At 63.1% G+C, this 26,097-nt stretch carries 27 protein-coding genes and 1 tRNA gene; 10 read left to right on the forward strand and 18 right to left on the reverse strand.

Going from position 1 to position 26,097, the window contains the following annotated elements; translation table 11 throughout:
* Positions 1 to 44: 44 nt before the first annotated feature.
* The 4 genes from V9K91_RS00175 (at position 45) to V9K91_RS00190 (ending at position 3,810) form a co-directional block, all read left to right on the forward strand.
* Positions 45 to 428 carry a CopL family metal-binding regulatory protein gene (locus V9K91_RS00175; protein WP_336442494.1) on the forward strand — a complete coding sequence of 128 codons (384 nt, stop codon included), beginning with the start codon at positions 45 to 47 and terminating at the stop codon, positions 426 to 428.
* A gap of 102 nt (positions 429 to 530) precedes the next feature.
* Positions 531 to 2,318, forward strand: a complete 1,788-nt coding sequence (locus V9K91_RS00180) for a copper resistance system multicopper oxidase (RefSeq protein ID WP_336442495.1) — start codon at positions 531 to 533, stop codon at positions 2,316 to 2,318.
* Positions 2,315 to 3,298, forward strand: a complete 984-nt coding sequence (locus tag V9K91_RS00185; RefSeq protein WP_336442496.1) for a copper resistance protein B — start codon at positions 2,315 to 2,317, stop codon at positions 3,296 to 3,298. Before V9K91_RS00180 ends, V9K91_RS00185 begins: the two co-directional genes overlap by 4 nt.
* The gene (locus tag V9K91_RS00190) at positions 3,298 to 3,810 is read left to right on the forward strand and encodes a GNAT family N-acetyltransferase (RefSeq protein ID WP_336442497.1); all 513 of its coding nucleotides are present in this window, start codon (positions 3,298 to 3,300) and stop codon (positions 3,808 to 3,810) included. Before V9K91_RS00185 ends, V9K91_RS00190 begins: the two co-directional genes overlap by 1 nt.
* A 30-nt stretch (positions 3,811 to 3,840) precedes the next feature.
* On the opposite strand, the gene V9K91_RS00195 is transcribed toward V9K91_RS00190, so the two are convergent.
* Positions 3,841 to 4,152 carry a zf-TFIIB domain-containing protein gene (locus tag V9K91_RS00195; RefSeq protein ID WP_336442498.1) on the reverse strand — a complete coding sequence of 104 codons (312 nt, stop codon included), beginning with the start codon at positions 4,150 to 4,152 and terminating at the stop codon, positions 3,841 to 3,843.
* A 162-nt stretch (positions 4,153 to 4,314) separates the two neighbouring features.
* Between V9K91_RS00195 and V9K91_RS00200 the strand changes: the two genes are divergently transcribed.
* A complete protein-coding gene (locus V9K91_RS00200) occupies positions 4,315 to 4,716 on the forward strand; it encodes a response regulator (protein WP_068853740.1) in 402 nt (133 codons plus the stop codon).
* A 106-nt stretch (positions 4,717 to 4,822) separates the two neighbouring features.
* Complete coding sequence (locus tag V9K91_RS00205) at positions 4,823 to 5,485, forward strand: DUF3011 domain-containing protein (protein ID WP_249832965.1); 663 nt, start codon at positions 4,823 to 4,825, stop codon at positions 5,483 to 5,485.
* A gap of 41 nt (positions 5,486 to 5,526) precedes the next feature.
* Here the strand turns inward: V9K91_RS00205 and V9K91_RS00210 are convergent, their stop codons facing one another.
* Positions 5,527 to 6,207: an MliC family protein gene (locus V9K91_RS00210; RefSeq protein WP_249832966.1), complete on the reverse strand. Its 681-nt coding sequence runs from the start codon at positions 6,205 to 6,207 to the stop codon at positions 5,527 to 5,529.
* A 73-nt stretch (positions 6,208 to 6,280) separates the two neighbouring features.
* Positions 6,281 to 7,171 (reverse strand): NAD(P)-dependent oxidoreductase, encoded by an 891-nt coding sequence (locus V9K91_RS00215; protein WP_249832967.1) that lies wholly within the window; start codon positions 7,169 to 7,171, stop codon positions 6,281 to 6,283.
* A gap of 512 nt (positions 7,172 to 7,683) precedes the next feature.
* Here V9K91_RS00215 and V9K91_RS00220 point away from each other — a divergent pair.
* Together V9K91_RS00220 and V9K91_RS00225 are read left to right on the forward strand one after the other, a co-directional pair.
* Positions 7,684 to 8,775, forward strand: coding sequence for an acyltransferase (locus V9K91_RS00220; protein ID WP_176472694.1), 1,092 nt, complete (start codon positions 7,684 to 7,686; stop codon positions 8,773 to 8,775).
* A 260-nt stretch (positions 8,776 to 9,035) separates the two neighbouring features.
* Positions 9,036 to 9,608 (forward strand): hypothetical protein, encoded by a 573-nt coding sequence (locus tag V9K91_RS00225; RefSeq protein WP_141236287.1) that lies wholly within the window; start codon positions 9,036 to 9,038, stop codon positions 9,606 to 9,608.
* A 550-nt stretch (positions 9,609 to 10,158) separates the two neighbouring features.
* Here V9K91_RS00225 and V9K91_RS00230 read toward each other — a convergent pair.
* The 3 genes from V9K91_RS00230 to V9K91_RS00240 all read right to left on the reverse strand — a co-directional run bounded on the left by V9K91_RS00230 (position 10,159) and on the right by V9K91_RS00240 (position 13,680).
* Entirely contained in the window at positions 10,159 to 11,091 is a 933-nt protein-coding gene (locus V9K91_RS00230) for a hypothetical protein (protein WP_336442499.1), read from the reverse strand.
* Positions 11,092 to 11,481: 390 nt separating this feature from the next.
* Positions 11,482 to 12,381, reverse strand: coding sequence for a hypothetical protein (locus V9K91_RS00235; RefSeq protein WP_336442500.1), 900 nt, complete (start codon positions 12,379 to 12,381; stop codon positions 11,482 to 11,484).
* 333 nt (positions 12,382 to 12,714) lie between these two features.
* Positions 12,715 to 13,680: an LPO_1073/Vpar_1526 family protein gene (locus V9K91_RS00240; RefSeq protein WP_336442788.1), complete on the reverse strand. Its 966-nt coding sequence runs from the start codon at positions 13,678 to 13,680 to the stop codon at positions 12,715 to 12,717.
* A gap of 188 nt (positions 13,681 to 13,868) precedes the next feature.
* Between V9K91_RS00240 and V9K91_RS00245 the strand changes: the two genes are divergently transcribed.
* Together V9K91_RS00245 and V9K91_RS00250 are read left to right on the forward strand one after the other, a co-directional pair.
* Entirely contained in the window at positions 13,869 to 14,321 is a 453-nt protein-coding gene (locus tag V9K91_RS00245) for a hypothetical protein (RefSeq protein WP_336442501.1), read from the forward strand.
* 453 nt (positions 14,322 to 14,774) lie between these two features.
* Positions 14,775 to 15,911 (forward strand): integrase, encoded by a 1,137-nt coding sequence (locus tag V9K91_RS00250; protein WP_336442502.1) that lies wholly within the window; start codon positions 14,775 to 14,777, stop codon positions 15,909 to 15,911.
* Between the two features lie 231 nt (positions 15,912 to 16,142).
* On the opposite strand, the gene V9K91_RS00255 is transcribed toward V9K91_RS00250, so the two are convergent.
* From V9K91_RS00255 to ruvB, 12 genes are all read right to left on the reverse strand, one after another.
* Positions 16,143 to 17,093: a DUF2806 domain-containing protein gene (locus tag V9K91_RS00255; RefSeq protein WP_336442503.1), complete on the reverse strand. Its 951-nt coding sequence runs from the start codon at positions 17,091 to 17,093 to the stop codon at positions 16,143 to 16,145.
* A 641-nt stretch (positions 17,094 to 17,734) separates the two neighbouring features.
* A tRNA-Lys gene (locus V9K91_RS00260) sits at positions 17,735 to 17,810 on the reverse strand.
* A gap of 71 nt (positions 17,811 to 17,881) precedes the next feature.
* Positions 17,882 to 18,547: a 7-cyano-7-deazaguanine synthase QueC gene (gene queC, locus V9K91_RS00265; RefSeq protein WP_336442504.1), complete on the reverse strand. Its 666-nt coding sequence runs from the start codon at positions 18,545 to 18,547 to the stop codon at positions 17,882 to 17,884.
* A gap of 75 nt (positions 18,548 to 18,622) precedes the next feature.
* Positions 18,623 to 19,321, reverse strand: coding sequence for a 7-carboxy-7-deazaguanine synthase QueE (gene queE / locus V9K91_RS00270; RefSeq protein ID WP_095364361.1), 699 nt, complete (start codon positions 19,319 to 19,321; stop codon positions 18,623 to 18,625).
* A 116-nt stretch (positions 19,322 to 19,437) separates the two neighbouring features.
* Positions 19,438 to 20,256, reverse strand: coding sequence for a tol-pal system protein YbgF (gene ybgF / locus V9K91_RS00275; RefSeq protein WP_336442506.1), 819 nt, complete (start codon positions 20,254 to 20,256; stop codon positions 19,438 to 19,440).
* A gap of 3 nt (positions 20,257 to 20,259) precedes the next feature.
* Positions 20,260 to 20,775: a peptidoglycan-associated lipoprotein Pal gene (pal, locus tag V9K91_RS00280; protein ID WP_093533752.1), complete on the reverse strand. Its 516-nt coding sequence runs from the start codon at positions 20,773 to 20,775 to the stop codon at positions 20,260 to 20,262.
* 65 nt (positions 20,776 to 20,840) lie between these two features.
* Positions 20,841 to 22,163, reverse strand: a complete 1,323-nt coding sequence (gene tolB, locus V9K91_RS00285) for a Tol-Pal system beta propeller repeat protein TolB (protein ID WP_068853750.1) — start codon at positions 22,161 to 22,163, stop codon at positions 20,841 to 20,843.
* 154 nt (positions 22,164 to 22,317) lie between these two features.
* Positions 22,318 to 23,379, reverse strand: coding sequence for a cell envelope integrity protein TolA (gene tolA / locus V9K91_RS00290; RefSeq protein WP_336442507.1), 1,062 nt, complete (start codon positions 23,377 to 23,379; stop codon positions 22,318 to 22,320).
* Positions 23,369 to 23,797 carry a protein TolR gene (tolR, locus tag V9K91_RS00295; protein ID WP_068853752.1) on the reverse strand — a complete coding sequence of 143 codons (429 nt, stop codon included), beginning with the start codon at positions 23,795 to 23,797 and terminating at the stop codon, positions 23,369 to 23,371. The genes tolA and tolR overlap by 11 nt, the downstream gene beginning before the upstream one ends.
* 23 nt (positions 23,798 to 23,820) lie before the next feature.
* The gene (tolQ, locus tag V9K91_RS00300) at positions 23,821 to 24,600 is read right to left on the reverse strand and encodes a protein TolQ (protein WP_068853753.1); all 780 of its coding nucleotides are present in this window, start codon (positions 24,598 to 24,600) and stop codon (positions 23,821 to 23,823) included.
* A gap of 10 nt (positions 24,601 to 24,610) precedes the next feature.
* Positions 24,611 to 25,042, reverse strand: coding sequence for a tol-pal system-associated acyl-CoA thioesterase (ybgC, locus tag V9K91_RS00305; protein WP_068853754.1), 432 nt, complete (start codon positions 25,040 to 25,042; stop codon positions 24,611 to 24,613).
* Entirely contained in the window at positions 25,032 to 26,072 is a 1,041-nt protein-coding gene (gene ruvB / locus V9K91_RS00310; RefSeq protein WP_068853755.1) for a Holliday junction branch migration DNA helicase RuvB, read from the reverse strand. The genes ybgC and ruvB overlap by 11 nt, the downstream gene beginning before the upstream one ends.
* Positions 26,073 to 26,097: the final 25 nt, after the last annotated feature.

Here is a 26,097-nt window from a genome sequence, read left to right on the forward strand (position 1 = left end):
AGGCACGGGTGCGTGGGGGGCGCTTTGGCGTTATGGTGGCGCCCATGTCCGCCGGTGGCCTGCTCCTGCGAGTGGTATTGATGCTCAGCCTGTTGCTCAACGGGCTGAACGCGGCCATGGCCGGCCCCATGATGCTGGCGATGGCCACGCCCGCCGCTGCCGAAGACGCACCTGCGCCGCCCTGCCATGGCCAGGAGCATGTCGCCCTGCACGGTGCCCCGGCCGAACCACCGGCCCAGGCACCGGACGACAGCGAGCACTGCAGGATAAAGGACTGCCTGCGCAACTGCGCCCAGCAGCCCAGCCTGACCGTGCAGATCGCCTGGATCCCGGTGCCGCCACCGCCCTCGCCGGTGCTGCTGCGCGTTGCTCATCCGTCCCTGCCCAGCCCGCCGCTGGACCGCATCACCCGCCCTCCCATCGCCTGAGCCCGCGTTCGCCACGAACGCCTGCGTAACGCGATGCCGTGCTGACGCACGCGCGTCCTGCCGGCACCTGCGCGTGCCCCTCGGATCCGATTCGGAGTTGCAATGTCACACCCCTCTTCCCCCGGCGCGGGCGCCCCGCCCGTACCGTCGCGACGCCTGTTCGTGCAGGGCCTGGCCGCCGGCGGCGTGGTTGCCGGCCTGGCAGGCGCCATGCCCGCGCGCGCCGTGGCCAACGCCGGCCCCCGCGTGGCTACCGCCCCGCAGGTGCTCAGCGGCCAGCAGTTCCAGCTGAGCATCGGCGAATCACTGGCCAACTTCACCGGCCGCACCCGCCCGGCGATCACCGTCAACGGCAGCCTGCCCGCACCGATCCTGCGCTGGCGCGAAGGCGACACCGTCAACGTGCGCGTGGCCAACGCCCTGCAGGGCCACCCCACCTCAATCCACTGGCACGGCATCCTGCTGCCGGCCAACATGGACGGCGTGCCCGGCCTGAGCTTCAACGGCATCGCCCCGGGCGAGGCCTACCAGTACCGGTTCAATCTCAAGCAGTCCGGCACCTACTGGTACCACAGCCATTCCATGTTCCAGGAACAGGCCGGCCTGTACGGCGCGCTTATCATCGACCCGCTGCAGCCGGCCCCTTACCGGTTCGACCGCGAGCACGTGATCCTGCTGTCGGACTGGACCGACATGGACCCCGGCGCGCTGTTCCGGCGCATGAAGAAGCTCGCCGAGCACGACAACTACTACAAGCGCACGCTGCCCGATTTCCTGCGCGACGTGCGCCGCGATGGCTGGAGCGCGGCCACGGCCGACCGCGGCATGTGGGGAAGGATGCGGATGACCCCCACCGACATCTCCGACATCAATGCCCACACCTACACCTACCTGCTCAACGGCACCGCCCCGGCCGGCAACTGGACCGGGCTGTTCCGCAGCGGCGAAAAGGTGCTGCTGCGCTTCATCAACGGCGGCTCGATGACCTACTTCGACGTGCGCATTCCCGGCCTGAAGATGACCGTGGTCGCCGCCGACGGGCAGTACATCCACCCGGTGAGCATCGATGAATTCCGCATCGCACCGGCGGAAACGTTCGATGTGATCGTCGAGCCCACTGGCCAGGATGCGTTCACCATCTTCTGCCAGGACATGGGCCGCACGGGCTACGCCGCCGGCACCCTGGCCGTGCGCCACGGGCTGCAGGCGCCGATCCCCGCGCGCGACCCACGCCCGCTGCTGACCATGAGCGACATGGGGCATGACATGGGCCATGGCGCCAGCATGGCCGGCCATGACATGAAAGGCATGGAAGGCGGCTGCGGCGCCAACATGGGGCACGGCGGCCATGGCAGCGCCGGCAAGGCACCGCGCCACGCGCCGAGCGAGACCGGCAACCCGCTGGTCGACATGCAGAGCGCGGCCACCGGGCCCAAGCTCGACGACCCGGGCATCGGCCTGCGCGACAACGGCCGCCAGGTACTCACCTATGGCGCGATGCGTAGTCTGTTCGAGGATCCCGATGGGCGCGAGCCGTCGCGCGAGGTCGAACTGCACCTCACCGGCCACATGGAAAAATTCAGCTGGTCGTTCGATGGCATTCCGTTCGCCAGCGCCGAACCGCTGCGCCTGAACTACGGCGAGCGCATGCGCATCGTGCTGGTCAACGACACCATGATGCAGCACCCCATCCACCTGCACGGGGTGTGGAGCGACCTGGAAAACGCCGATGGCGAATTCCAGGTGCGCAAGCACACCATCGACATGCCGCCGGGCACGCGCCGCAGCTACCGCGTGCGCGCCGATGCGCTGGGCCGCTGGGCCTACCACTGCCACCTGCTGTACCACATGGAAGCTGGGATGATGCGCGAAGTGAGGATCGAAGAATGAAGATGCTCACCGTTGCCCTTCTAAGCGCCATCGCCGGGCCGGCGTGGGCGCAGTCGCATGCGCACGCACACACCGATGCAGCACCCGCGGCTGCACCGGCCGCGGCCGACCATTCGAAGATGGACCACTCGAAGATGGACCACTCGAATATGGATCATTCAGCGATGGACCAATCGACCATGGATCACGGCGGCGTCGACCACCCGCAGATGGATCACTCGACGATGGATCACGCCGCGATGGGCCATGGCACCGCGCCGGTTGCTCCGCGCGAACCCATTCCCGAAGTCACCGACGCCGACCGAGCGGCCGCCTTCCCACCCATCAACCATGATGCGATGGAGCACGCACCGAATGTGCACAGCCTGCTGCTGATCAATCGGCTGGAACACTGGGATGGCCAGCACGGCACCGGCCAGGCCTGGGAAGCCGGCGGCTGGGTCGGCGGCAACATCAACCGCCTATGGGTACGCAGCGAAGGCGAACGCAGCGGCGGGCGCACGGAGTCGTCCGATCTCGAAGTGCTGTACGGGCGCAGCGTGTCGGCGTGGTGGGACGTGCTGGTCGGCGTGAAGCAGGATTTCCGCCCCACGGATTCGCGCACCTGGGCCGCGTTCGGCATCCAGGGTCTGGCTCCGTACAAGTTTGAAACCTCGGCGACGGCGTATGTCGGCGAAGGCGGACAACTGGCTGCCACGGTGGAGGTCGAGTACGAGCTGCTGCTCACCAACCGCCTGATTCTGCAGCCACTGGTGGAGGCCACGCTCGCCGCCAGGGACGAGCCCGAGCACGGCATGGGTGCGGGCCTGAACAAGGTCGAGGCCGGGTTGCGCCTGCGCTACGAGTTCAGCCGCCGCTTCGCCCCGTACATCGGTGTCAGCCACGAGCGCCTGTTCGGTGACACGGCCGATTACCACCAGGCAGCGGGCGAGCACACCCGTGACACCCGCTGGGTGGCCGGCGTACGGGTCTGGTTCTGATGGCACTGCAGATCCGCCGTGCAACGACTGCCGATGCAGAGCTGCTCTCTGCATTGGCCATGGCCACCTACACAGAGACCTTCGGCGACTCGTATCCGCCGCAGGACCTGCGCGACTTCCTCGACGCGCACTACTCACCCGCACCCCAGCGTCGTGAGCTGGAAAACCCGCTCAGCGCCGCGTGGCTGCTGTTCGATGGCGAGCAGGCCATCGGCTACCTCGCGGCCGGGCCGAACAGTCTGGCCCATGCACTGGCGACGGAAGGTGATATCGAACTGAAGCGGCTGTACGTGCACGCCAGCCACCAAGGTGGCGGCCACGGCGCACGGCTGATGGAGGCCTTGCTGGACTGGCTGGACCAGCCCCGGCGCCGCACGCTGTGGGTGGGCGTGTGGTCGGAGAACTTCGGCGCGCAGCGCTTCTACGCGCGCTACGGCTGTGTGCAGGTAGGCAGCTACGAATTCCCGGTGGGCGAAAGCCGCGACCTCGAATTCATCCTGCGCCGGCCCTGAGCAGGACCGGCACACGGATCGCGTGGACGATCAGAAATCGAACAGGTCGGACAGGAAGCTTTCTTTCTTCTTCTTGCGGTAGCCCTGGCCATCCCCATAGTGCTGCTGGCCAAGGTGGCGGGTGTCGCGGTGCTGCACCTGCGGGTGGACCTGCTGCGGCGGCGGAGGCGGCGCGGCGGCACGCACCGGGGGGGGCGCGGCCGCACCGGCCGAGCGCTCGATGATCTTGTCCAGCTCACCACGGTCCAGCCACACGCCCCGGCATTGCGGGCAGTAATCGATTTCGATGCCCTGGCGCTCGGACATCACCAGCGCTTGGGTCGTACATACGGGGCATTGCATCGATTTGGCTCCATTCGGGGTCAGATCTCGACTGTACCGTGGCCTACCTGACCCGCGCACAACAGAACAACGTTCGGCTGACGGTTTTTGCACGATCCCCTCACCTTCTGCTGCCCATACTGCCGCGCCTTTCCACCCAAACCCTGCAGGGGAACCCGCGTCATGCTGTTGTCCAAGCGCCATGTTGCACCGCGCGTGCTGTTGATCGAAGACACCGAAGACACCCGTGAACTGAGCCGCATGGCGCTGGAAAGCCAGGCCTGCGACGTGGCCGCCGTCAGCTCGGCCGAAGCCGCCTTGGGCCTGCTGCAGGCCGGCGAGCGCTTCGACCTCGTATTCACCGACGTCTGCCTCGGCGGGCTGAGCGGCATTGAAGCTGCCCACCGCATCCGCCAGCACCAGCCCAGCCTGCCGGTACTGGTCACCTCCGGCCTGCAGCCGGACCGGGTCACCCCGCAACTGGCGCCGGGCATTCATTTCCTGCCCAAGCCTTATTCGATGAGCGAGCTGCTGGATGCGATCCGCGCCTGCTTCGGCGACCAGGATGTGGATCGGGCGGCCTGAGCCCGGAAGCCGACAGGGCGCGCTGGCCGCGCCCTGCTTTCATCAGGATTTCATCAAGCCCTGCGCATCGTTCGGCAAGTGAACCTCCCTTGCCGGAATCCTGATCATGCAGACCCGATTGCTGCTTGGCACGCCCCTGCTGCTGCTGGCCACGCTGACCGACGTGCGCGCGGATGACTTTGTCACCTGCGAAAGCCGCGATAACCGCTACCAGTCCTGTCCTTTGCCCTACGCCGGCTATGTCACGCTGGACCGCAAGTTGTCCGGCGCAGATTGCCGCCAGGGGCGCAGCTGGGATTATGACCGCCGCAATGTGTGGGTAGACGACGGCTGCCGCGCCTCGTTCCGGGTGCGCGGCGATGATCGCCACCATGACCGCGACGACGACAACCATGATGCGAAGGTGGCGGCCGGCGTGCTGGTCGGTGCGGCAATCCTGGGCGCGCTGGTGCACAACGCGAACAAGCAGGACGAGCGCTACAACGACGACAACTACCAGGGCGCGCGTCATACCTCGTACGTGCCGCAGTGGATGGTGGGCGAGTTCGAGGGCTACAACCCGATGTACAACACCGACATCCGCATGCGCATCGAAGCCGATGGCCGGATGTCGGCACAGGCCAGCGGACAGAACCTGTCGGGCTGGGTCAATGGCGGCCAGCTCAACGTGGGCAGCAGCGTGTTCGACATCAACCAGAGCCGCGATGGCTTCGTCACCACCGAAGTGGGCGATCGTCAGAACGAAGTGCGCTACCGCCGCGTACGCTGAGCGGTGTGTTGGTGCCGGCCTGTGCCGGCACCCACTTCACTTTACCTGCCCGCCGCCTTGCAACTCAGGCGCGTGCCGTAGAACTCCAGCGTGGCCTCGCCCTGGTGTTCCCAGAACTCCACGCCCTCGCGGGTGTAACGGCTGCCACTGGCTGACGGTGCCGCAAACGCGATGGCCTGGTCACGGCCCAACCGAATGACGGCAACCTGCGGGTCAAGCTCGTTGTAGAACACCACCGAGAGCGGCTTGCTGGCGTCATCGCATTGATACTGCGTCGCGGCCGGTCCCGGCCCAGTGGCCGCGGCCAGCCGGAGCTCGACGATGCGGGTCTGGTACGACTCAAGCAGGCAGCGGTTGGCGTCCACCGCCTGCCAGCAGGCATCGCGGCCCTTGATCCAGCCGCGCTGTTCAGCGGCCACGTCAAGCTCGCCCGGACCGGTCTGCGCCGCCTTGTACAGCCCGGCCAGCTCCCGATCCAATGCGGACAACCGTGCGTCACCGCATACGGTCTTCTCCGCATCCGAGCCGGCCTTGGCGCAATCGAACGACGGGCCCTCGGAGCCCGCCGCCGGCAGCGCGGCTGGCACTGGTGCCGGCTTCGGCGATTCGGCCGCGGCCTCGCTCGTAGCAGGCGCGGTGGGGGCAGCCGTCGTATCGGTCGGCGTGGGTTTGCAGGCCGCCAGCGCCAGTGCGCCCAGGCCGATCAGGACAAAACGGTTCATGGCACCTCCACAGCGCCTGCTGCTCAATCTACCTAGTCTGCGCCATGCCGCGCTCAGGCGGCGTGTAAGTACGCTATTCAATGGTGCAGTCATCGACGCGGGCGGTATCGGGCAGGACTTCGATACTGCCCACCGCCAACTGCTCCAGGATCGTTTCAGGCCCGCGCCAGCTGCGCCATTGCAAGCCGACACTGGCGGCGTGCGCGTCGTGGATGCGATCCACCACCGGCAGTGACCAGCCGCGACGGTCGTACTCGGCCAGCCATTGCGGGCACCGCTGGGCCAGAACGTCACGCGGGTGCGTCACCAGCGCCTCGCAATCCTCCCGCTGGAACGGCGTCCAGCCACTGACCAGGTAACGCTGGAACGCCGGGCCGTCGTTGGTCAGCGCAGCCACATGGGCGTCCGCCACGTCTCGCACATCGATGCCGCGATGCAACCGGTACAGCATCATGCGTTCCGGCGGCTCCGGGAAGCAGCGCGACATCCGGATCACGCGCACATCAAGGTCGGGGCCAGCGGCCTCTTCCAGCCACTGTTCGGCGGCCAGCTTGGAGCGGTGGTAAACGGTGCGGGGCTGGGGCGTGGTCTGCTCATCCACCCAGGTGCAACGCCCCGGCACGATGGCGTGCCCGTACAGCGCGGTGGTGCTGGTGAACACCAGCCGCCGCACGCCCGCCTCGCGCGCCAGCATCGCCAGCGTGCGGGTGCCTTCCACGTTGATGCGCTGGAATTCGCTGTCGCTGAAAAGGCCCACATGCGGCGCGTGCAACGCAGCGGCATGGATGACCGCATCCACGCCTTGCAGGGCTTTGGCCAGCATCCGGGTATCGGTGAAATCGGCCACGTGACGCGTGGTCGCAAAGGGGCTCCGGTCAATGCCCACCACCTCGTGGCGGGCGGCCAGGGCGCCAAAGATGGCGCGACCTACCCGGCCTGAACTTCCTGTCAGGAGAATCTTCACTGGAGAGCACATGTCAGCGCCCGGGAGCTACCGGGATGCAACAAGTGTAGTAGAGCCACGCCCTGCGTGGCTGGATTCATGCCGCAACCAGCCCAAGCGCCTTCGGCGGCAGACCCCATCATCACACCTGCCCCAGCGTCAGAACCGGAAGTTCACACCAGTGTAGAAAATCCGGCCGGCGTTGTCGTACTGCGCGCTGCTACTTACCCGGCCGCTCAAGCCTCGCCATTCAGGGAAGCGACATTCGAATCAAGGGCGGCATTCACGCAGCAAATAAAACTGGATAACTCCCAGATGCGTCCACTGACGTTCGATATCGTGCTCTCCGTCGCTCTTCGAGCGCGTGGCCACGTCGGAAGCGTCAGGGTCTGTTCCCAGCGTCCGAATCGACTGCGGAAAATCGCGTCCTAGCGATGTGCTGACGCGATACCAGGGAACATGCTTTTGAACTGCTTCCGGTCAGAACCGGCCCGCCCCGCCGCCTGCGTCTCATTACCGGCTCAGGCACGCACGTGAAGTCAAAGAGCCAAACTGTCACCCTTGCGGGCGAGCGCTTCGAATCGCTGCAGGCGTTGCGTGCCATCGCCGCGGTGGCAGTACTCATCTTTCATCTTCGCTTCGTGGAACTCCGCTACCTGGAAGGTCATGCGCTGCTCGACTGGCTGGGCCGAAACGCCGACGCGGGCGTCGATCTCTTCTTCGTGCTCTCCGGATTCGTGATGGCCAGCATCTCCCGGGGCAAAGGGTCCGGACCAAGCGCGGCGCGCGACTTCCTGACGCAGCGGGCGTGGCGCGTAGTCCCCCTGTACTGGATGTTCACCACACTGGTGGTGTTGCTGATGTCGGTCGCCCCCGCCATGGTGAACAGCTCCTACGCCGACCAGAGCATCGCTGCTTCGTATCTCTTGATCCCACACCAACAGCTGCCGGTGCTGGCGGTGGGGTGGACGCTTGTTCATGAAGCCTACTTCTACCTGGTCTTCTCGCTTGCGCTGGCGCTCGCCTATGGAACCCGGCAACGACTAAGCCTCTTCGCCATGGCATGGGGAAGTCTCGTCGGATTCGGCTATTGGCAGGGATTTGATGAAGGAGCGCCAACGGCATCGGTCGTCTTCAGCCCTCTGACGTTTGAGTTCCTGGCAGGTGTACTGACGGGGCTGCACTGGCGCCGCATTCCGCCTCGATTCGGATCTCTATTGTTCATTACCGGTCTCGGCGTGTTGTTGTTGGCGGCTGCGCTGTTACCCCCATCGGATTCCGAGTTCAACGCCCCATTGCGGCGCGTGATCCATCTAGGCCTGGGAAGTGCATTGCTGATCGCTGGATCGGCATTGCTCGAGACGTCTGGCCACCGCCCGAACCGACTGCTCATCGAGCTGGGAGATGCCTCCTATTCCCTGTACCTGTCCCACATCTTCGTTATATCCGCCATCGGTCGAATGTGGGGCCACTTCCTACCTTCGGCGCATTGGCTCAATCATGGTTTTTTCCTGCTCTTCACCGTCTTCGTTGCGTGCCTCTCCGGCAACCTGATCCACAAACGAATTGAGCGACCACTTCTCGATCTTCGCTATCGATGGAAGGCTGCTGGAACATTCCGCTGATGCCTGGACCGCATCGCTTCCGGAGAATGTTCGATGACCTTGCGCAAGATGTCGCGACCAGCATTATTTCGCTTCTGGTGCTTCACCCCAAACAGTGTTTAAGCTCACTTCCGCACCGTGCGCCGGCTTCCGTTTTTGTACATCGGCGACTTATTTGATGGCGTCCGAGACGAATCTGCGAACCCGGTCATTCGGAGCACGAAATCGACTACCTACGATTCTGGCGCGGGAACGGATCCCGCAAACCAACAGGATGATTCATGACAAGGTCCTTTTTGGCCCTCGCAACTCTGCTCGCCGGTGTCGGCATCACATCTACGACCGCATCGGCCAGTCAAGGAGATGATCTCCAGGCTCCCAACAACCAGGGTCTACACGTGCCCGCTGCGGGAATTATGGCAGGCACCCTTTCCCTGCCTGACGGGGCAAGCCTGAGGGAGATCACCAGGCTTTACAACGGCAGGGCGGAGCGACATGCGACGCTTCACTTTTTCCCGGACAACTGGGACCAGTTTGGCTGGCGAGCCGAAGGCTCTCTGGGTTTCATTTCAGGCGCGCCCTTCTCCAACTCAAAACCCCTCTACGCCTGCGCGCTCTGGGGGTACACCGAGGCGTACTTCACGTCACCGGATCCGAACTGCGAAGGGCAGTTCCTCACCACCTTCGGCATGATCGGGTACATCAGCGATGTCCCGCTTCCTGATACGAAGCCCATCTATCGATGCAAGTACGTATTTGACAGGAAGCTGCGCCACTTCGACACGTTCTATCCGAATTGTGAAAATGTCCCGACCGGTTCCTTGGACTTTCTCATTGGCTACGTGTTCCTGTAGAGACGGACTGGCGAAACCACAGCCGGCTGAATATCCATCTCAAGCCGGTTGATGCAGGGCGGGACTGTGTCCCATGTCCCGCCTCTAGTCCTCGCCAACCTGCACTGTCGAGAGGTGTCTGATCTGGAGTTGACCAAATGAGAACATCACGCCGCCTCCTCAGGACTACAGTCACAAAAAAGGCGCCCATCGGGCGCCTAAGTCGTTGATGCAATTGGTGGGCCGTGATGGATTCGAACCATCGACCAAAAGATTAAAAGTCTAAGCCTAAGTCCATAAGCGGCGGCCGCTTAGGTCACATCGAAGTACGGAGGCAGCATGCGAGAGGTCAAGCACCCCATAGCCGGAAGTTACGGAATTACGGAGGGTGATGCCGCGGCCTTAAGAGGGGGAAGACACGTCCATACCTAGCCGGGCTTCTTCGGCATGTATGGGCCAGACGTCTGCTGAATCACGCCTTGGTCGCGTCATCCCAAGGACGATCGGCTTACAGGAGCTCCAATCTCCACGAATTTTTCTAGGACCCCAATTACCTTCTCTCACTTCAGAGCTAGGTGCCATCCCAACCCAATTCCAGAGCATGGGCGGTACCCGCACGTGTAATCGCATAATTCAGCTCCCAACCCTCTGTAAAGTCGTCAGGATCTAAGCTCTTAATCCATCTTCCATCAAAAAGCTCACCGATTATGTGCTCTACAAAACTCTCAGCAAATCCAGTCTTCTCACCAATTTGAGCCTTGGTCAGGCCTGCAGGGTGACGCGCCAGCACAAACAGGGTATATCGGATCCCTTTCTGCGAGGAAGTCTCGAATGGCAGCGCCCCGTCAGTTGTACCGCCTGCAAGCTCCTGCACCTTCGCCTCGGCAAGGGCTAGCTTCATCCTAAGTTCTGCCAGCTCAACTGATTGTGACTGTAAAAGGTCCCCATCGAGGGCAGCGCGCACATACTGCAGCTCGCGCTCAGCAGCCTCCGATCTATCCACTGCCAGCCTGAGCTGATCACGCACAGCGTGCAGCTGCTCTCTCTCCATATGCAGCCTTCGATTAAACTCCAACTCAGACTCGTAGAACTGCTCCTTAAGTGTCTGGGCCTCTTGTCGTGTTATTAGCTTCAGATTGTCCAACTGGCGCTTCGAGTCCTCCAACATTCTGCGATGGCGTTCCACATGATTTGCCGCGAGCGCCGCTGGCGTCGAATAAATGAATACATACGCCCCGCCCAATACAATAGGCACCATTACAGCCAACACTGAAGAAAGACCACTTCCGTAGAGACTACCGATTATCGATAGTTTTATCCTGACCGGCTCAAACGAGAGAAGCACCAAGAATAATTTGTAGTTCCAAATAATTGCAAAGGTCGCGATAGCTCCTGTCAGCGGGTTGGCTGCACGCTCACGCAGGTGATCGGCAACCGAACTAGCGACTTCGACCCACAGCCTCTCTCCCGCCCCGTCATCATCACTTCTCGTACCCTGCGCCATCTCACACCTCCCTGTCAGCGAATAGCAAGACCGACGCGTCGGTCGGCCAGAAGCAGCCGAACAAGAGTGACCTCGCTTCGAGCCTTGATTTATCACAACCAAGGAACTTTGAAAATCCTTTCACGAAGCGATCAGTAGGGCACTCGTCTTCAGTCCATTGCCTATCGGCCTTTGACGCACCTGCCCCCCAGGCATCGCACTACACCCGGGTATGTTGCTGATTTGGACGGCTTTTATCCGACTCGGGCACCTACGGAACGTTACAATCCGTACCTATACCGATCAGCAAGTTATCGCTTGATAGGGTGACCCTCACGCCCTTTTTCAACCACTTCTTGCCCCCTCCCTCTGCCTCTGTATGAACCTCCCGAGAACTGCGTCGCCTCTGTATCACGACTTTTCGCGCGCCGCGTCAATGCGCTTAATACGCGGACGGGACGTTGAGCCGGTGTTCGCAACGGGCTCAAAGACAAATACTCGGCATGCGGCGAACGTCGCCAGGATTAGTGCAAACAATGCAACGATGGATAGCACCGGATGCTCAGAGAACCACCCCATCAGCTCTTTCTCGGTCAGTAGCAGGAAGCCGCCTATATAGGCAACCACACCGAATGTGGCCACGATGCTCGGACGGATGTAGCGCTGCTCGCCCAAGAGTCGGCGTATGCCAAGTCGTAAGAATGGAGGCCCGTGCGTAAAACTTTGAATTAAACTTATTGAGTAAAAGCCAAGCAAGAGAAAGCCGATTGTTCGTCTGAAGTATCGGGGCGGCTCGGCTGAGGTAGCCACATCAACAACCGAAATATCAGCGACCCCAGCAACTCGGCCAGACACGTCCAATTTCGGCAGGTGCCCGGCCGTCAACAAACCCAAACGAAAGCTATCCGAAGGATTCAAGAGAAGCGGAGCCACGTGCACCTTCCCATCTTGCACGGAGACCTGAGGATCCAAGGATGTGGGACGTGTCTTGAGTATTTGGACCGACTCGATCCTTGCTCCGACGGCGCTGAGAACAACGTCACGCTCGAAGCTGCTCGCGAGAACTGGTGTAGTGCCGGTGTTTGAAAAGTCCAACACCACATAGGAAGGGCTCTTCACCTCAGCGCCATTGATGAGGATGGACACTTTGCTTACGACACCTTCAGGCACGACCGGTGCCAGGCTCGCTTTTGAGACTACTTCCACCCGCATTTCATTTGACTGCCTGTCGACAAGCCAGAGCACCAAGGTCAATACCATCGTCGCAACGGTGAGCGCCACGCCGCCGATGCCTATCCAAGAACTCTTCATCCCTCCTCCCCCCTGTAGGTCACGCACAGCCTTGCCGATCGATGGTTTATAGCGGCCGCGAAGCAGTGAACTTTAACCCTGGGCGATTCAACTAGGTCTGATCCAAGGGTTGAGCAGAAGATTAAAAGTTCAGCGCCAGCAGCAGGCACCACAAGGGCTCGCGGTCTTATTGATTTCAGGAGTCTGCCGTGTGAAACCATTGATGGAGCTCGGCCAGGTTATAGATTTTCAGGAGTTCCGCCAGACAACTTACGTGCGCCGCCCTCGGATCGATCTCGATCAAGCCATCTTTTGATCGCGCTCCCGGCCCCGCAAAGAGTACCCCTGCTATCACTACAGAGCCTCTTTCCTAGACTCGGGAATGGCGGCGTCCTCCACAAAAAAACAGACCTTCCATAGAGCCACAGCGACCACAGCCTCAACCCTTACCGACCGACCGCTCCGCTTAGTTAATCCAGAAGCTGAGGTCAGCAAACTCTCCTGCAAGCTCTTGATGTTCGCGTGCGCGATGGCGATGCCAACGCTAGTGAGCGTAAAGCTCTTCATAGGGGAGTCGTCCCATACATCAAAAACGTGCGCCATGTAACCTAGACGACCGACACACGTCTCCCTAATTTCCTGCTCGGTCATTTTGTTCTGATCGAACATCGCCGTGATCTTAGGCTGGTCCTCCAGCGACACCCCCCACCTTACGAAGGCCGGCTCTAACCCAGCCTTACTCAGCACACCAACTTGGTACTTTTCGGGCTCATTAAGACACCTAATGATAAGCCCCTTCTCAATATAGCGCGCCAGGCCCTGCGATTCCACGTCGGAAAGATCAATCCCTTTAAGAAACAGTACTTGGTAGGACATGCCGAGAAGCTCCGCGAGCCGGCGCTGCCCCAACGCAATAGCGCCGCACCCAGTGAACTCCAAGTGCTGGCACCAAGCTTGATTCTTCTTCACAAGTGCAGCAAAGGGCTTCAAGATCCGGTCAAAGCTCTCCGCAAACGAATCAATGCAGTTAATCGATGAATTTTGCGTATACCTGAATGCAAAGACGACTGAAAGAACTGCCAACTGACCTTCCGTCAGCTTTGGCGCGGTATTTAGTGACTCATCCAGTACAATCTGCATAATGTCGCGACTTGGGTGACGCGTGCGATCCACCAACAGGTCGACGAGCAGACTTGCTAGATCATCGTCTCCAGTACGCGCGTGCTCCTTCTGAGCCGTGTAGAGCGCGTGCTGGAACCCTGGATCAACCGCTTGCGCAAAACCCTCTTGATTCTCTTTCTGGAGACGACCGAGGAACATGTCGGTCACTTCCTCTGCTCTCCGCTCGGCCGTCTCTGCCGACGATCACCTCGGGTGCCGGCGGGGCGCGTCCGGCTGGCGCCGCTCATGCATTGGGACTGTCCAGCGCGTTCATGGTCCAAGCTGCCCACGGCGAGGGCCGCCCTGGCGGTGCTCTACGCTGGGGCGCCGGGAGCAAGCCCGCCGGCATGCCTGTAGGCACCGCGACTGCAAGCAGCAACGGCGAGCACGCGGTCGCCGAGGCCGAACTGGCAGAGCTCTCGCCCGAACATCAGGAAGGCGCACTGCGGGTAGCCGCGTTCCTGGTGAAGTACTACGGCACCGGCGCAAATGATCCCAGCCTGGCCGACCCGGTTGACACCGTCACCACGAAGGACCGGCTGGCGCTGGTCACAGTGGTGATCAAGGGCACGCCGTACGTGATCGTGGACATCGGCCTGCGCATGCTCAAGCCACATGAGCTGTATCGCGCGCCGGGCTTCCCGGCCGGCTACGTCATCGACCGCACGGCCAACGGAACTCCGCTCAGCACTAGCGCAGCCGTCCGCATGGTCGGCAACAGCGTCAGCCCGCCGCCGCTGTGCGCCTTGGCCGAGGCCAACTTAGATCCCGTCAATTTGCTGGTTGAGTCAGCCGCGTGATTAGTGCGAATCGGTCACTCGCCCTCCTTGATCAGCATCCAGTGCACGTCACCGGTCGAGGTATACAGTGTCCTAATCCAATCACTCCGGCACTCGCCGCACATCAGCGGGGTCATCACCTTGCCGATGGGATTTCGGCCGACATCCCGGCCATGCATCTCCTGGTAGGGCCAGTCCCTGTCCGGACTTGCCTTAATCAACTCGCACTCCCTACAAAGCATGTTGCACCTTCCCGACGTTTTGGAATATGGGGAATGTACCAATGTCGTACTGAGGAGACGACAGCTTGATCGGCCCCGTCCTCCAGTTCGAAGACCTTCAGCAGCTCTGCAAGCCCGCACCAGTACGACGGGAAAGGTGGGATCTGGACCACCCACACCGCATTGGATGCGGCGCTCGGAGTGAGCCGCGCGGCCGCCAACTCAGACTCCCACCCTGCCGACCTCTTCTGACATGTCACCTCGTGCCCGCAAGCATCATCCGAACATTCCCGAACACATCGACCAGGCGAAGATTCCAAAAGGCGTCTACTGGGATCCGAGTGGCCGAGGAAGGTGGTTCGTCTTCGAACTGGAAGGGGGAAAGAAGAAGCGGCGGACCGTCGCCGGACCCAGCGCAAGGCTTTCGGATCTCTTTGCGATAACTGAAGGGGGCACCGAATCGGGCAGGGTCCAGTGGGTCTGCGACCAGTACCACGAAAGCCCGAAGTTCAAGAAGCTTGCCAAGGGCACCAGGGACGACTACAGCCAAGCTAGGGACGTCATGCTCAGCTTCCCCACATCGCTGGGGGTGAAATTCGGACAGCTACAGGTGGCGAAGCTGCGAAACTCCAACTTCCAGCGACTTGTAGATCGCATCGAGGCCGATGGTACTCCTACGAAGGCAAACAAGGTGCTGCGCTACTCGCGATTAGTCTTCCGTTGGGCTCTCAATAGAGGGCTGGTGCCCCACAATCCAGCACAAGGCTTTGAGGCTGCCCAAGAGCGCAAGCGGCAACGTCTGCCAACGGATGCGGCGTATGACGCGCTCCTGGCTTTCGCGCGGGAGCGAGGAATACGCGGCTCACATACGGAAGGGTCTGTCCCGCCATACCTCTGGATCGTGATGGAGATCGGCTACCTATGCAGGCTTCGTGGAGTCGAGACAATTACGTTGACAGACGCACACGCGCATGAAGAGGGTCTGCACACTAACCGTCGGAAACGAAGCCGTGACAGCCTAGTCGAATGGTCGCCTCGGCTCAGGGCGGCTTGGGACGCGGCGGTCGCGTTACGGAAATCGGTAATTGATCGCCACGGCCTGCCCGTGCAGCTTCGTGCAGAGCAGCGACACCTGATCCTCGCACAGCATGGCGAACCTATCCAAAAGTCCAGCCTTGATAGTGCATGGCAGCGATTCGTGCAAATGGCCATCCGCGAGGGTGTGATTCGCACGGATCAGCGCTTTGGCATACATGATCTGAAGCGAAAGGGCGGCACTGACACTGCCGGAAATCGCGCCGAGAGACAGGATGCGCTGGGAGTGAGCGACGCGATGATGAAGGTTTACGACAAAAGCGTTCCCAAAGTCAGCCCTGCTGGAACGGAGTGAGAGGTAGAGGAAGGCTCGGCACAGCCCATGGATGGACCAGGGAATCTATCTTCCGGACGAGCTCCGCAGCCTCACTGGCGTGACCGTCTATCCATGCCGAAGCAAGTCGGTCGAATAGGGTCTCCCGACCAAGGTTCAACTGATCCGCGAGAGCAGGCAGGATCCGCATAGCCCAGGCAATAAAAAGCCGGCCTTTCATTCTTCCATTTACGGAACGTGCAGAGCGAACAATCAATTAGGCGGCGGCACGTCCAACACGCTCGCAGGGGCTGATGGCGCCGGAACCCACTCCGGCAGCTCGACTTCCTCCGCCATGTACTTTACTTGGCCAGGAGCCAGTCGCTTTCCGATCCTGTGAACTGCCAATGTGCCCGGTCTGTTAAACAGTGAGCTCTTGATAGCGGCCAAGTACTCCAAGTCATCATCGACCGCTGCAAGGCTCGCGACCTCCATGCCCCGCGAAGTGAACTTGTAAATGTGGCCCGTAATGGGACCGTCCACAGTGAGGAGATCGACTCGCAGAACGTGCTTGTTGAGGACGTAGTCGCGGCGAAGCTTGCCGTCCGAGTTCGGCGTAAAGGTCTTCGTAATTCCAAGGGCCTCGACCCCTGAGAGTATCCCTAACTCCTGCAGCTCGAGGAGATCCCCAAAGCTGAGGCCCTTCCGCTGAAAAAAATCACCGTCATCGGCCGGTCGGTACATGAAGTCATGAACTCGATACACAGCCGCACGAGAAATGAGTTCCGCTTCGTCTTTGCTGAGATTCCGCACCAGCTCGAGCGTCCTCATAGAGAAGGAACCCGGCGCCTGAAGTTCACCCGCAAGTATCCGGCCCCAAAGCTCATGCAACTCGTCGTCCTGCACGATCTCAACGCTCTGGCGCCAACGCGCCAACCAGGTGCTTGAAGGCTCCTCCGCGGGCGGTTCAGCCCCCTGCTCGAGAATTTCTTCGGCGTATAGAGCTGCCTTCGCGACGTTCACCTCTTTCTGAATTTTCTCGGCCACAAGCGCGCTGGTGACATCCACGCCCCCTTCAACTAGCGGCTTGCGTTCGTACTGCACCTGGTGCTCGGCATATGAGCGGGAGACATCGTGAGAAATCAAACGAAATTCATTAAGCGAGAAGGATTTTTTCCCTTCGTTCATCTCTTTCACGTAGAGGTCTGCCTGGGCGAGTGCCAAGCGTTCTTCTACCTTGACCGTCGTAGCCGCTCGCCCGTCTCGTCGGATGCGAGAAGGGCCCAACAGCGTGTCGATTATGCCGCCACCAACCAGCCTCCAAAGTTTGCCCCCCCAGGCGGCCGCACCGGCAGCAGATAAAGGTTCCATATACCCCTCCAAGCTCAGTCTCGAAGGATGATTGCACTCAATCCCGGCCAAGGCCAGAGGCGAGCGTGCTGGGACGCCGCGCATACAGTTCGCCGCGAGACCCTCGGGAAGAACAGTGCCAAGTCCAGGCCGATGCCTCTTAGAGCCGAGGACAGGCTTCTGTTCCTCAACGAGTCGAGAACCGCGCTCACCAAGTCCGGTCTTGATAACGCCTAGCAGCGCCTCATGCGGGGCGCACTCGATCCGGAGACGGGCGGGATATAGAAGGAACAGTATTTCACGCTCCACGGCTCAAGCATCGGGGGAGCTCGGACACGGAGGGCAACAAGGCAACGAAGCGCGACTCTCCTGGACACCTGGACCCCCGCATGACAGACAGGTATCGACCACGAATTACACGTCGTAGAACCAGCACAAACGAGGGGTTTTTACGGAGAGATTTACGGAGACGGGGATTCCGGCGGCTCCGAACCGACCTAAGTCGTTGATGCAATTGGTGGGCCGTGATGGATTCGAACCATCGACCAAAAGATTAAAAGTCTTCTGCTCTACCGACTGAGCTAACGGCCCATTGCATGCCCCGACTTCGCGCCGGGGGTGCGCATTCTAACCCATCTTGCGGCGCAGGCGTAGCCCGGCGATCAGGCGTAGCGGGTCGGGTCGGCCACGCCGGCGTCGGCGAAGCCCTGCGCGCGCAGGCGGCAGGCGTCGCAGTGGCCGCAGGCGGCGCCGCTGTCGTCGGCGTTGTAGCAGGACACCGTAAGACCGAAATCCACGCCGAGGCGCACGCCTTCACGCACGATGTCAGCCTTGCTCAGGAACTGCAGCGGCGCGTGTACCTGGATGCCCGCCCCTTCCACACCGGCCTTGGTGGCCAGGTTGGCCAAGGTCTGGAAGGCGCTGATGAACTCGGGGCGGCAGTCCGGGTAGCCGGAGTAATCCACGGCGTTGACGCCGCAGAAGATGTCGTTGGCGCCCAGCACTTCGGCCCAGCCCAGCGCGACCGAGAGCATGATGGTGTTGCGTGCCGGCACGTAGGTGACCGGAATGCCCTCGCCGCCCGCTTCGGGCACGTCGATTTCGTCGGTCAGCGCCGAGCCGCCGATGCTGCGCAGGTCCACGTTGACGGTCTTGTGCGCGACCACCCCCAGCGCCTTGGCCACGGCCGCGGCGGCGTCCAGTTCGGAGGTGTGGCGCTGGCCGTAGCGCACGCTCAGCGCATGCACGGCAAAGCCCTGCTCGCGGGCCATGGCGACGACGGCGGCGGAATCCATGCCGCCGGACAGGAGGACAACTGCATTCTTCATGAGGGTGTTTCCGGTGGGTTGCGGGAAAGCCAGCACGCTGTCCCGCGCCGGTATATCAAGGGGCAACGAACGGGCTCAGCGGCCCGGTTCGTCGTCCCACAGAATCTTGTGCAGCTGCATCTGGAAGCGGACCGGCAGGCGATCTTCCACGATCCAGTCGGCCAGCTCGCGCGGGCTGACCTGGCCCTTGCTGGGCGAGAACAGCACCATCGAGCGCTCGTTCAAGCGGTGCTCGCGGACCATGCCCCGCGCCCAGTCGTAGTCCTCACGGCTGCACAGCACGAACTTGATCTGGTCGCGGCGGGTCAGCAGCGGCAGGTTTTCCAGGCGGTTGCGTGCCATTTCGCCCGAACCGGGGGTCTTGAGGTCGACCACGCGCGACACCCGCGGGTCCACGCCGCCCACATCCAGCGCGCCTGAGGTTTCCAGAGAGACGTCCAAGCCGGCCTCGCAGAGCTTTTCCAACAGCACCAGGCAGCGCTTCTGCGCCAGCGGCTCGCCGCCGGTCACGCACACGTGGTGGACGCCCTGGGCCAGCACTTCGCGCACGATCTCGTCGATATCCCACCAGGTGCCGCCGTGGAAGGCGTAGGCGGTGTCGCAGTAGGTGCAGCGCAGCGGGCAGCCGGTCAGGCGCACGAACACGGTCGGCCAGCCGGCGGTATCGGCTTCGCCCTGCAGGGAGGTGAAGATCTCGGTGATCTTCAGCCGTGGCAGGGGCGACTGCACGATCTCGCTGGGGAGCGCGGCGGCGGCGGACAGGGGGGTGGTCATCGTGGGCGTCTGATGTGCGGTTACGGAAACAAGAGCAGCCAGGCGGGGCCTGGCTCTACGGTGCCCGAAACAGTCGGGCCAACCTTTGATTATACCGGCCTTGGCCGGTCGGGGCCTCAGCGGATCTGCTGGCCGAGGCGGATGGCCTGCAGACGGTCCTGCGCGGTGCGCGCGGCGTCCGAGCCGGGATAGGTGTTGACGACCTGCTCCAGGGTGGCCTGGGCTTCATCGATCCTGCCTTCGCCGTACTGGGAAAGGCCGATCTTCAACAGGCCACCAGAGGCCTTGTCGTGGGTCGGGTAACGCGCGATGAGGTCGCGGAACTGCGCCTCGGCGAGCGGGAAATTGCGGGTGGCGTAGTAGCTTTCACCCAGCCAGTACAGCGCGTTGGGGGTGTAGACGCCATTGGGATAGAGCTCCAGGAAGCTCAGGAACAGCTGGGCCGAGTCGTCGTACTTGCCGGCCTTGAGCGAATCAAAGGCCACGTTGTACGCGGTGCGCTCGTCGACACTGGCGGCAAGGCTGCCCGGGTCGCCGTGCACGGAGGGCGGCCGCTCGGTGGCGGCCACTGCCGGTGCGGCGGGCTTGGGGGCAACGGCCGGCGCATTCGCGGCCGGAGCGGCCGGAAGGATCGGGGCCGAGCCACCTTCAATGCGATTCAGACGCCCGTCCAGGTCCAGGTACTGGTCCTGCGAGGTCTGCTTGAGCTGGGCGTTTTCGTTCTGGAGCTGCTCAACCGTGCTCTGCAGCTGCTGGATCTGCTGCCGAAGCTGGTTGACCTGGTTCAACAGGTCCTGGTTGGAGCTGTTGTTGTAGGCCTGCTGCTCGAGCGCGCCAACGCGGTCGGCCAGGCTCTGCCGCTGGGCCTGCGCCGGTGCGGCAGCCACGAGGGCTGCCGCAACGACCAGCATCAGGGTTTTGATGCCGATGCGCATGGATTACTGCGCGGTGTAGACGATTTCGACGCGACGGTTCTGCGACCAGCAACCTTCGTTCGACTCGGTGCAGGTCGGACGCTCTTCACCGTAGGACACGACGGTGATCTGGCTGGCCGAACCACCGTTGGCCTGCAGCGCCGAGGACACGGCGTTGGCACGACGCTCACCCAGGGCCTGGTTGTAGGCGCGCGAACCGCGCTCGTCGGTGTGACCCTGCAGGGTCATGCGGGACGACGGACGGTCACGCAGGTACTTGGCGTGGCAGGCCATCTGAGCCTGGAATTCCGGCTTGATTGCATCCTGGTCCAGGTCGAAGAACACAACGCGCTGGCGCAGGCAGGCGTCGGTGTCCAGGTCGCCCGGGCCGTACAGGCCGGAGGTCGACGGGCCGGTCGGCTGCGAGGTGCTGCCGGTGTCGACCGGAGCAGCAGGCTGTTCCTTGACCTTCTTGGAGCAACCGGCCAGAGCGGCCACGGACAGCAGGGAGACAAGCAAAACGCGGGTGGTCTTGTTCATGTAGTTACCTTTGAGGCTCCTAAAGCCGGATGTAGGGATGAATACGTGCGGATCTTAACACTCTGTTAGCGCTTTGTACGGTATGGCGACCAAGAAGGTTCGCGGACATCACCGTCGGCCAGTACCAGCCGCTGGCGCACGCGCGCATCAGCCGACACGGCATACAACACTCCACGACCACCCTCGCGGGCGGCATACAGCACCATGCTTGCGTTGGGCGCAAACGTGGGGGACTCGTCAAGCGAACCCGGCGACAGCGTGCTCCAGCGCGGCGAGCCCAGGCTGCTGTCCATCATCGCGATCTTGTAGGTATTGCCGCTGCCCTGCGCCACGACCAGCTTCTTGCCGTCGTAGGACATGCTCGGGGTCGCGTTGTAGTTGCCCTGGAAGGTCACGCGCGAGGCGCTGCCACCACTGGAGGAGACCTGGTAGATCTGCGGGCGGCCGCCACGGTCGGAGGTGAAGTAGACGCTGGAACCGTCTGCGCTCCAGGTCGGCTCGGTATCGATGGCGAAGTGGTTGGTGAGCTGGGTGAGCTGCTTGCTGCCCAGGTCCATCACGTAGATTTCCGGGTTGCCGCTGCGCGACAGCGACAGGGCCAGGCGGCGGCCGTCCGGGGAGAACGACGGGGCGCTGTTGATGCCGCGGAAACTGGTGACCAGCTCACGGGCGCCGGTGGCGATGTTCTGGATGTAGATCGCCGAATTGCCACGCTCGAAGCTGACGTAGGCCAGGCGGTTGCCGTCCGGGCTCCACGAGGGCGACAGCAGCGGCTCGGCCGAGCGCACGATGGTCTGCGGGTTGAAGCCGTCCGAATCGGCCACCATCAGCGCGTAGCGCATGGCATCGCCCTTGCCGCTGGCGGTGACATAGGCGATGCGGGTCCAGAAGGCGCCGCGCACACCGGTGATCTTTTCGTAGATGGCGTCGGCCATCTGGTGGGCGACGTCGCGCATGGCATTGCCGCGGGCGGTCATCGCCAGGCCCAGCAGGCGCTCGCCCTTGGGCACGTCATACAGCTCGTATTCGACGCGGTAGGCGCCGGCACCGGCGTCCATGACCCGGCCGACCACGATGTAGTTCTGCTTCAGCGCGCGCCAGGTGGCGAACTGGATCTCGCCGCCACGGGTGGGCTTTTCGACGATCTGCGCTTCGGGGAGGGTGCGGAACTGGCCCGAACGCTCCAGATCGGCGCGGACCACCTGCGCCACATCGGTCTGCGGGGCGGCGGCCGAGCCCTGGTAGGGCATGGGCACTACGGTGATGGGCAGCGCGGAGGCGTTGCCGCCGATGATGTCGATGTCCAGGCCCCTCTGCTGCGCAGCGGCGGCAAGTGGCAGGAACAACAAAGCCGCGAACACGGCAAACCAGCGAGGCATCTTCTTCATGGGCGCTCTATAGGGGGAAAACCAGAACGAGGGATAACAGCAGTGCGGTGAACGGTTTCGCAATCATGAACCAACCGGGTGTGAAATCCGAGTGGTCATGCCACGAAAAATCACGTGTCATTAACGAAACCGGGAACCGCCTGCCCGCCCGGGATCAGTTGTCCTGGGCGGTAAAGGTGAAGTTGAGCTGGCGCGAGAACACCTCTTCGAAGCCGCGGTACGGCAGCGGCTGGGCGTTGAGCACGGCCGCTTCGATCGAACGGCGGCCGGCCTCGTCGAACGGGCAATCCGGGCTGACCTTGGCCGAGTTCACGTTGCCGCCGGGCAGCTGCACGATCACGATCTTGCAGCGCTGGCCGAACGGCACGTTGTCCGGGCGGGTCCACGCCGCCAGCACCTTCTGCTGGATCGCTGCCGCGTACTTGGCCCGCAGGTCGTCGCTGGTACCGCCGCCGCCGGCGGCCGGCTGGGCGGCGCCGCTGGAGCCGGCGGTGGACTGGCCTGCGGCGGCACGCGCGGCAGCCAGCTGGCGCAGCTTCTGCTCGGCGAGCTTCGCTTCCTTCTCGGCGGCCTCGCGGCGGCTGCGGATCTCGGCAATCTTCTTCTGGCGCTCGGCTTCGGCCTTGACGTCGTTGGCCTTCTGCTCCTGCTCGGCAAGCTTCTTCTTCTGCGCGGCCTCTTCCTGCTGCTTGGCCAGGCGCAGTTTCTGCTCGGCCTCTTCCACGCGCTTGCGCTCGGTCAGGTCGATCTGCTCCTGGCGGCGCTTGGCTTCCTGCTCCTGCTTGGCCTTCTCGGCGGAAATCGACATCGCGTTGACCGCGGCCTGGTCGACGGTGTCGGGCTGGGCGATGCGTTCCTGCGCGTTCTGCTGCTGCGGGGTGGGCGCGTCCTGCGGGCGCGGCTCGGGCAGCGGCTGCGGCGGCGGCACGGTGTCTTCTTCCACCGGGATCGGCTCGGCCACAGGTTCGGGCAGGTCGGGCAGCTTTTCCGAGGCGCGCAGCGCCTGGCGTGCCGCGGCGGCTTCCGAGGCCGACAGCTGCAGGCTGGCTTCAATGGCCGGATCGCCGGCGGCCGCTTCGGTGCTGCGCTGGGGTGACCACAGCCAGGCGGCGATGAACACCAGCGCGAGCAGCACGTGGACCAGGATCGCCAGGGCGATCGGCAGGCCCCACTCGCCGTCCGGCTGGCGCTGCGGTGGCAGGGCTTCAGCGTGCATCGGTCGCCAGGCCCACCTTTTCCACGTTGGCGCGCTTGATCACGTCCATCGCCGCGACCACCTTTTCATAGGCCACGGCCTTGTCGGCGGCCACGATCACGCGCAGGTTCTTGTCCTGTGCGGCGAGCGCGCCGAGCTGTGCCTGCAGCTGGCCGGCGTCCATCGGCGCCGGCTCCTTGGCTTCCGGCAGCTTCAGGCTGAGCTGGCCGTCCAGGCGCACCGAGACGATCACCGGGTCCTGCTTGCTCTCCAGCGCCTTGGCCTGCGAACTGGGCAGGTCCACTTCAAAGCTCAGGGTGAGCAGCGGCGCGGTGACCATGAAGATGATCAACAGCACCAGCATGACGTCGATGTACGGCACGACGTTGATTTCGGATTTGAGCTTGCGGCGCTTGCGGCGGCCGATGGCAGCGGTCATGGCGTGATCCTTGTGCTGGGCGCTTACTCGTCGCCCGCGGACTGGCGCTGCAGGATCGAGCTGAACTCTTCGGCGAAGGTCTCGAAGCGGACCGACAGGCGCTCGACGCGGGTGGTGAAGCGGTTGTAGGCCCACACCGCCGGGATGGCCACGAACAGGCCGATGGCGGTGGCGAACAGGGCTTCGGAAATACCCGGTGCAACCGAGGCGATACCGGCCTGCTCACCGCTGTTGATCATGTCGTGCATGGTCACCATGATGCCGAACACGGTGCCGACCAGGCCCACGTAGGGGGCGGTGGAACCGATGTTGGCCAGCAGCTCCAGGCTGCGCTCCATCTGGTCCACTTCACGGGTGAAGGTGGTGCGCATGGCGCGCTGGGCGCCTTCCAGCTGGGCGCGGCCATCGAGCCGGCGCTTGTCGCGCAGGCGGGTGAATTCGCGGAAACCGGCCTCGAAGATCGCCTCCAGGCCGCCCACCTTGCGGTTGCGGTCGGTGGCAGCGCTGTAAAGCTTGCCCAGGTCGGCACCGGACCAGAAGCGGCTTTCGAACTCATCGGCTTCGCGGTTGGCGGCGTTGAACACGCGCGCCTTGCGGAAGATGATCACCCAGCTGATGAACGAGCCGGCCAGCAGCAGCAGCACGATGATCTTCACCGGCAGGCTGGCCTTGATCATCAGGTCCAGGTAATTGATGCCACCGCCGTGCGCGGCTTGGGCGACGGTCTGCGACGCGGCGCTGGTGACTTCCTGCGGCAGCGCTTCGACCACCGTGGCCTGCAGGGCCAGGAGCATTCCGATCATCCGTTGTTCCTCAATATGCGGCTATTTGAATTACGTGGGGTTTCAGCGCGGCGTGGAGAACATCGTCCATGCCGCGCGGCTTGAATGTGGCAGCGTCCAGTGCCGCGATTTTCACCTGCGCGGTCAGCAGCGTTTCATCGCCGCGACACACCGCCTGGTCGAACACCATGCTGGCGCGCTTGCACTGCACCAGCGTGGCGGTCACCGCCAGCGCGTCGTCCAGCCGCGCCGGCTTGAGGAACTCCATGGTCATCGACCGGACCGCGAACACCAGGCCATGCTCGGTGCGGGTGCGTTCCTGGCCGTAGCCCAGGGCCCGCATCCATTCGGTGCGCGCCCGCTCCATGAAGGCCACGTAGCGGGCGTGGTAGACCACCCCGCCAGCGTCGGTATCTTCCCAATATATGCGTGTCGGCCAACTGAACCGCAGGTCAACCGACATCCGGCACCTCCGCGAACAGGTCGGCCGGTGGATTCTTCGGCTTCAGGCCCAGGTGGCGGTAGGCCTTCTGGGTAGCCATGCGGCCGCGCGCGGTGCGCACCAGGAAGCCCTGCTGGATCAGGTAGGGCTCGACCACATCTTCCAGGGTGCCGCGCTCTTCGGACAGGGCCGCGGCCATTGATTCCACGCCCACCGGGCCGCCGTCGAAGTAATCGATCAGCGTGCGCAGCATGCGCCGGTCGAGGTCGTCGAAGCCTTCCGGGTCCACCTTCAGCATCTGCATGGCGGCCTGCGCCACTTCCTGGTCGATATGGCCGGCGGCCTTGACCTGGGCGTAGTCGCGCACCCGGCGCAGCAGCCGGTTGGCGATACGCGGGGTGCCGCGCGAACGCCGCGCGATTTCCGCCGCGCCATCGGCGGTGCAGTCGATGCCGAGGATGGCCGCCGAGCGCCGGACGATCCTGGTCAGCTCTTCGGGGGTGTAGAACTCCAGCCGGTGCACGATGCCGAAGCGGTCGCGCAGCGGCGCGGTCAGCAGGCCGGCCCGGGTGGTGGCGCCAATCAGGGTGAACGGCGGCAGGTCGATCTTGATGGAGCGGGCCGCAGGACCCTCGCCGATCATGATGTCGATCTGGAAATCTTCCATCGCCGGGTACAGCACTTCTTCCACCACCGGCGACAGGCGGTGGATTTCATCGATGAACAGCACGTCGTGCGGCTGCAGGTTGGTGAGCAGCGCGGCCAGGTCGCCGGCTTTTTCGATCACCGGCCCGGAGGTCACCCGCAGCGCCACGCCCAGCTCGTTGGCGATGACGTGGCTCAGGGTGGTCTTGCCCAAGCCCGGCGGCCCGAAGATCAGCACATGGTCCAGCGCATCGCCGCGGGCCTTGGCCGCTTCGATGTAGATCGACAGCTGCTCGCGCACGGGCGCCTGGCCAAGGTAATCGGCCATGCGCTTGGGGCGGATGCTGGCGTCGGTGGTGTCATCCTCGCGGGTGGCACCGGCGCCGATGATGCGGTCGTCGGTCATCCCGCGATTATGCGGCAAAACGGGT

Origin of the sequence: Stenotrophomonas sp. CCNWLW57 (genome assembly GCF_037203925.1) — a bacterium.
Taxonomy (GTDB): Bacteria; Pseudomonadota; Gammaproteobacteria; order Xanthomonadales; family Xanthomonadaceae; genus Stenotrophomonas; species Stenotrophomonas rhizophila_A.

Coding starts and splice junctions, on each gene's coding strand:
- ybgC (WP_068853754.1), bottom strand. CDS start 25,042: ATGTCGGTTGACCTGCGGTTCAGTTGGCCGACACGCATATATTGGGAA.
- tolR (WP_068853752.1), bottom strand. CDS start 23,797: ATGACCGCTGCCATCGGCCGCCGCAAGCGCCGCAAGCTCAAATCCGAA.
- tolB (WP_068853750.1), bottom strand. CDS start 22,163: ATGAAGAAGATGCCTCGCTGGTTTGCCGTGTTCGCGGCTTTGTTGTTC.
- V9K91_RS00225 (WP_141236287.1), top strand. CDS start 9,036: ATGACAAGGTCCTTTTTGGCCCTCGCAACTCTGCTCGCCGGTGTCGGC.
- queE (WP_095364361.1), bottom strand. CDS start 19,321: ATGACCACCCCCCTGTCCGCCGCCGCCGCGCTCCCCAGCGAGATCGTG.
- tolA (WP_336442507.1), bottom strand. CDS start 23,379: ATGCACGCTGAAGCCCTGCCACCGCAGCGCCAGCCGGACGGCGAGTGG.
- V9K91_RS00245 (WP_336442501.1), top strand. CDS start 13,869: ATGCCTGTAGGCACCGCGACTGCAAGCAGCAACGGCGAGCACGCGGTC.
- queC (WP_336442504.1), bottom strand. CDS start 18,547: ATGAAGAATGCAGTTGTCCTCCTGTCCGGCGGCATGGATTCCGCCGCC.
- pal (WP_093533752.1), bottom strand. CDS start 20,775: ATGAACAAGACCACCCGCGTTTTGCTTGTCTCCCTGCTGTCCGTGGCC.
- V9K91_RS00230 (WP_336442499.1), bottom strand. CDS start 11,091: ATGGCGCAGGGTACGAGAAGTGATGATGACGGGGCGGGAGAGAGGCTG.
- V9K91_RS00195 (WP_336442498.1), bottom strand. CDS start 4,152: ATGCAATGCCCCGTATGTACGACCCAAGCGCTGGTGATGTCCGAGCGC.
- V9K91_RS00190 (WP_336442497.1), top strand. CDS start 3,298: ATGGCACTGCAGATCCGCCGTGCAACGACTGCCGATGCAGAGCTGCTC.
- V9K91_RS00200 (WP_068853740.1), top strand. CDS start 4,315: ATGCTGTTGTCCAAGCGCCATGTTGCACCGCGCGTGCTGTTGATCGAA.
- V9K91_RS00175 (WP_336442494.1), top strand. CDS start 45: ATGTCCGCCGGTGGCCTGCTCCTGCGAGTGGTATTGATGCTCAGCCTG.
- ruvB (WP_068853755.1), bottom strand. CDS start 26,072: ATGACCGACGACCGCATCATCGGCGCCGGTGCCACCCGCGAGGATGAC.
- V9K91_RS00210 (WP_249832966.1), bottom strand. CDS start 6,207: ATGAACCGTTTTGTCCTGATCGGCCTGGGCGCACTGGCGCTGGCGGCC.
- V9K91_RS00235 (WP_336442500.1), bottom strand. CDS start 12,381: ATGAAGAGTTCTTGGATAGGCATCGGCGGCGTGGCGCTCACCGTTGCG.
- V9K91_RS00250 (WP_336442502.1), top strand. CDS start 14,775: ATGTCACCTCGTGCCCGCAAGCATCATCCGAACATTCCCGAACACATC.
- V9K91_RS00185 (WP_336442496.1), top strand. CDS start 2,315: ATGAAGATGCTCACCGTTGCCCTTCTAAGCGCCATCGCCGGGCCGGCG.
- ybgF (WP_336442506.1), bottom strand. CDS start 20,256: ATGCGCATCGGCATCAAAACCCTGATGCTGGTCGTTGCGGCAGCCCTC.
- V9K91_RS00180 (WP_336442495.1), top strand. CDS start 531: ATGTCACACCCCTCTTCCCCCGGCGCGGGCGCCCCGCCCGTACCGTCG.
- tolQ (WP_068853753.1), bottom strand. CDS start 24,600: ATGATCGGAATGCTCCTGGCCCTGCAGGCCACGGTGGTCGAAGCGCTG.
- V9K91_RS00240 (WP_336442788.1), bottom strand. CDS start 13,680: ATGTTCCTCGGTCGTCTCCAGAAAGAGAATCAAGAGGGTTTTGCGCAA.
- V9K91_RS00205 (WP_249832965.1), top strand. CDS start 4,823: ATGCAGACCCGATTGCTGCTTGGCACGCCCCTGCTGCTGCTGGCCACG.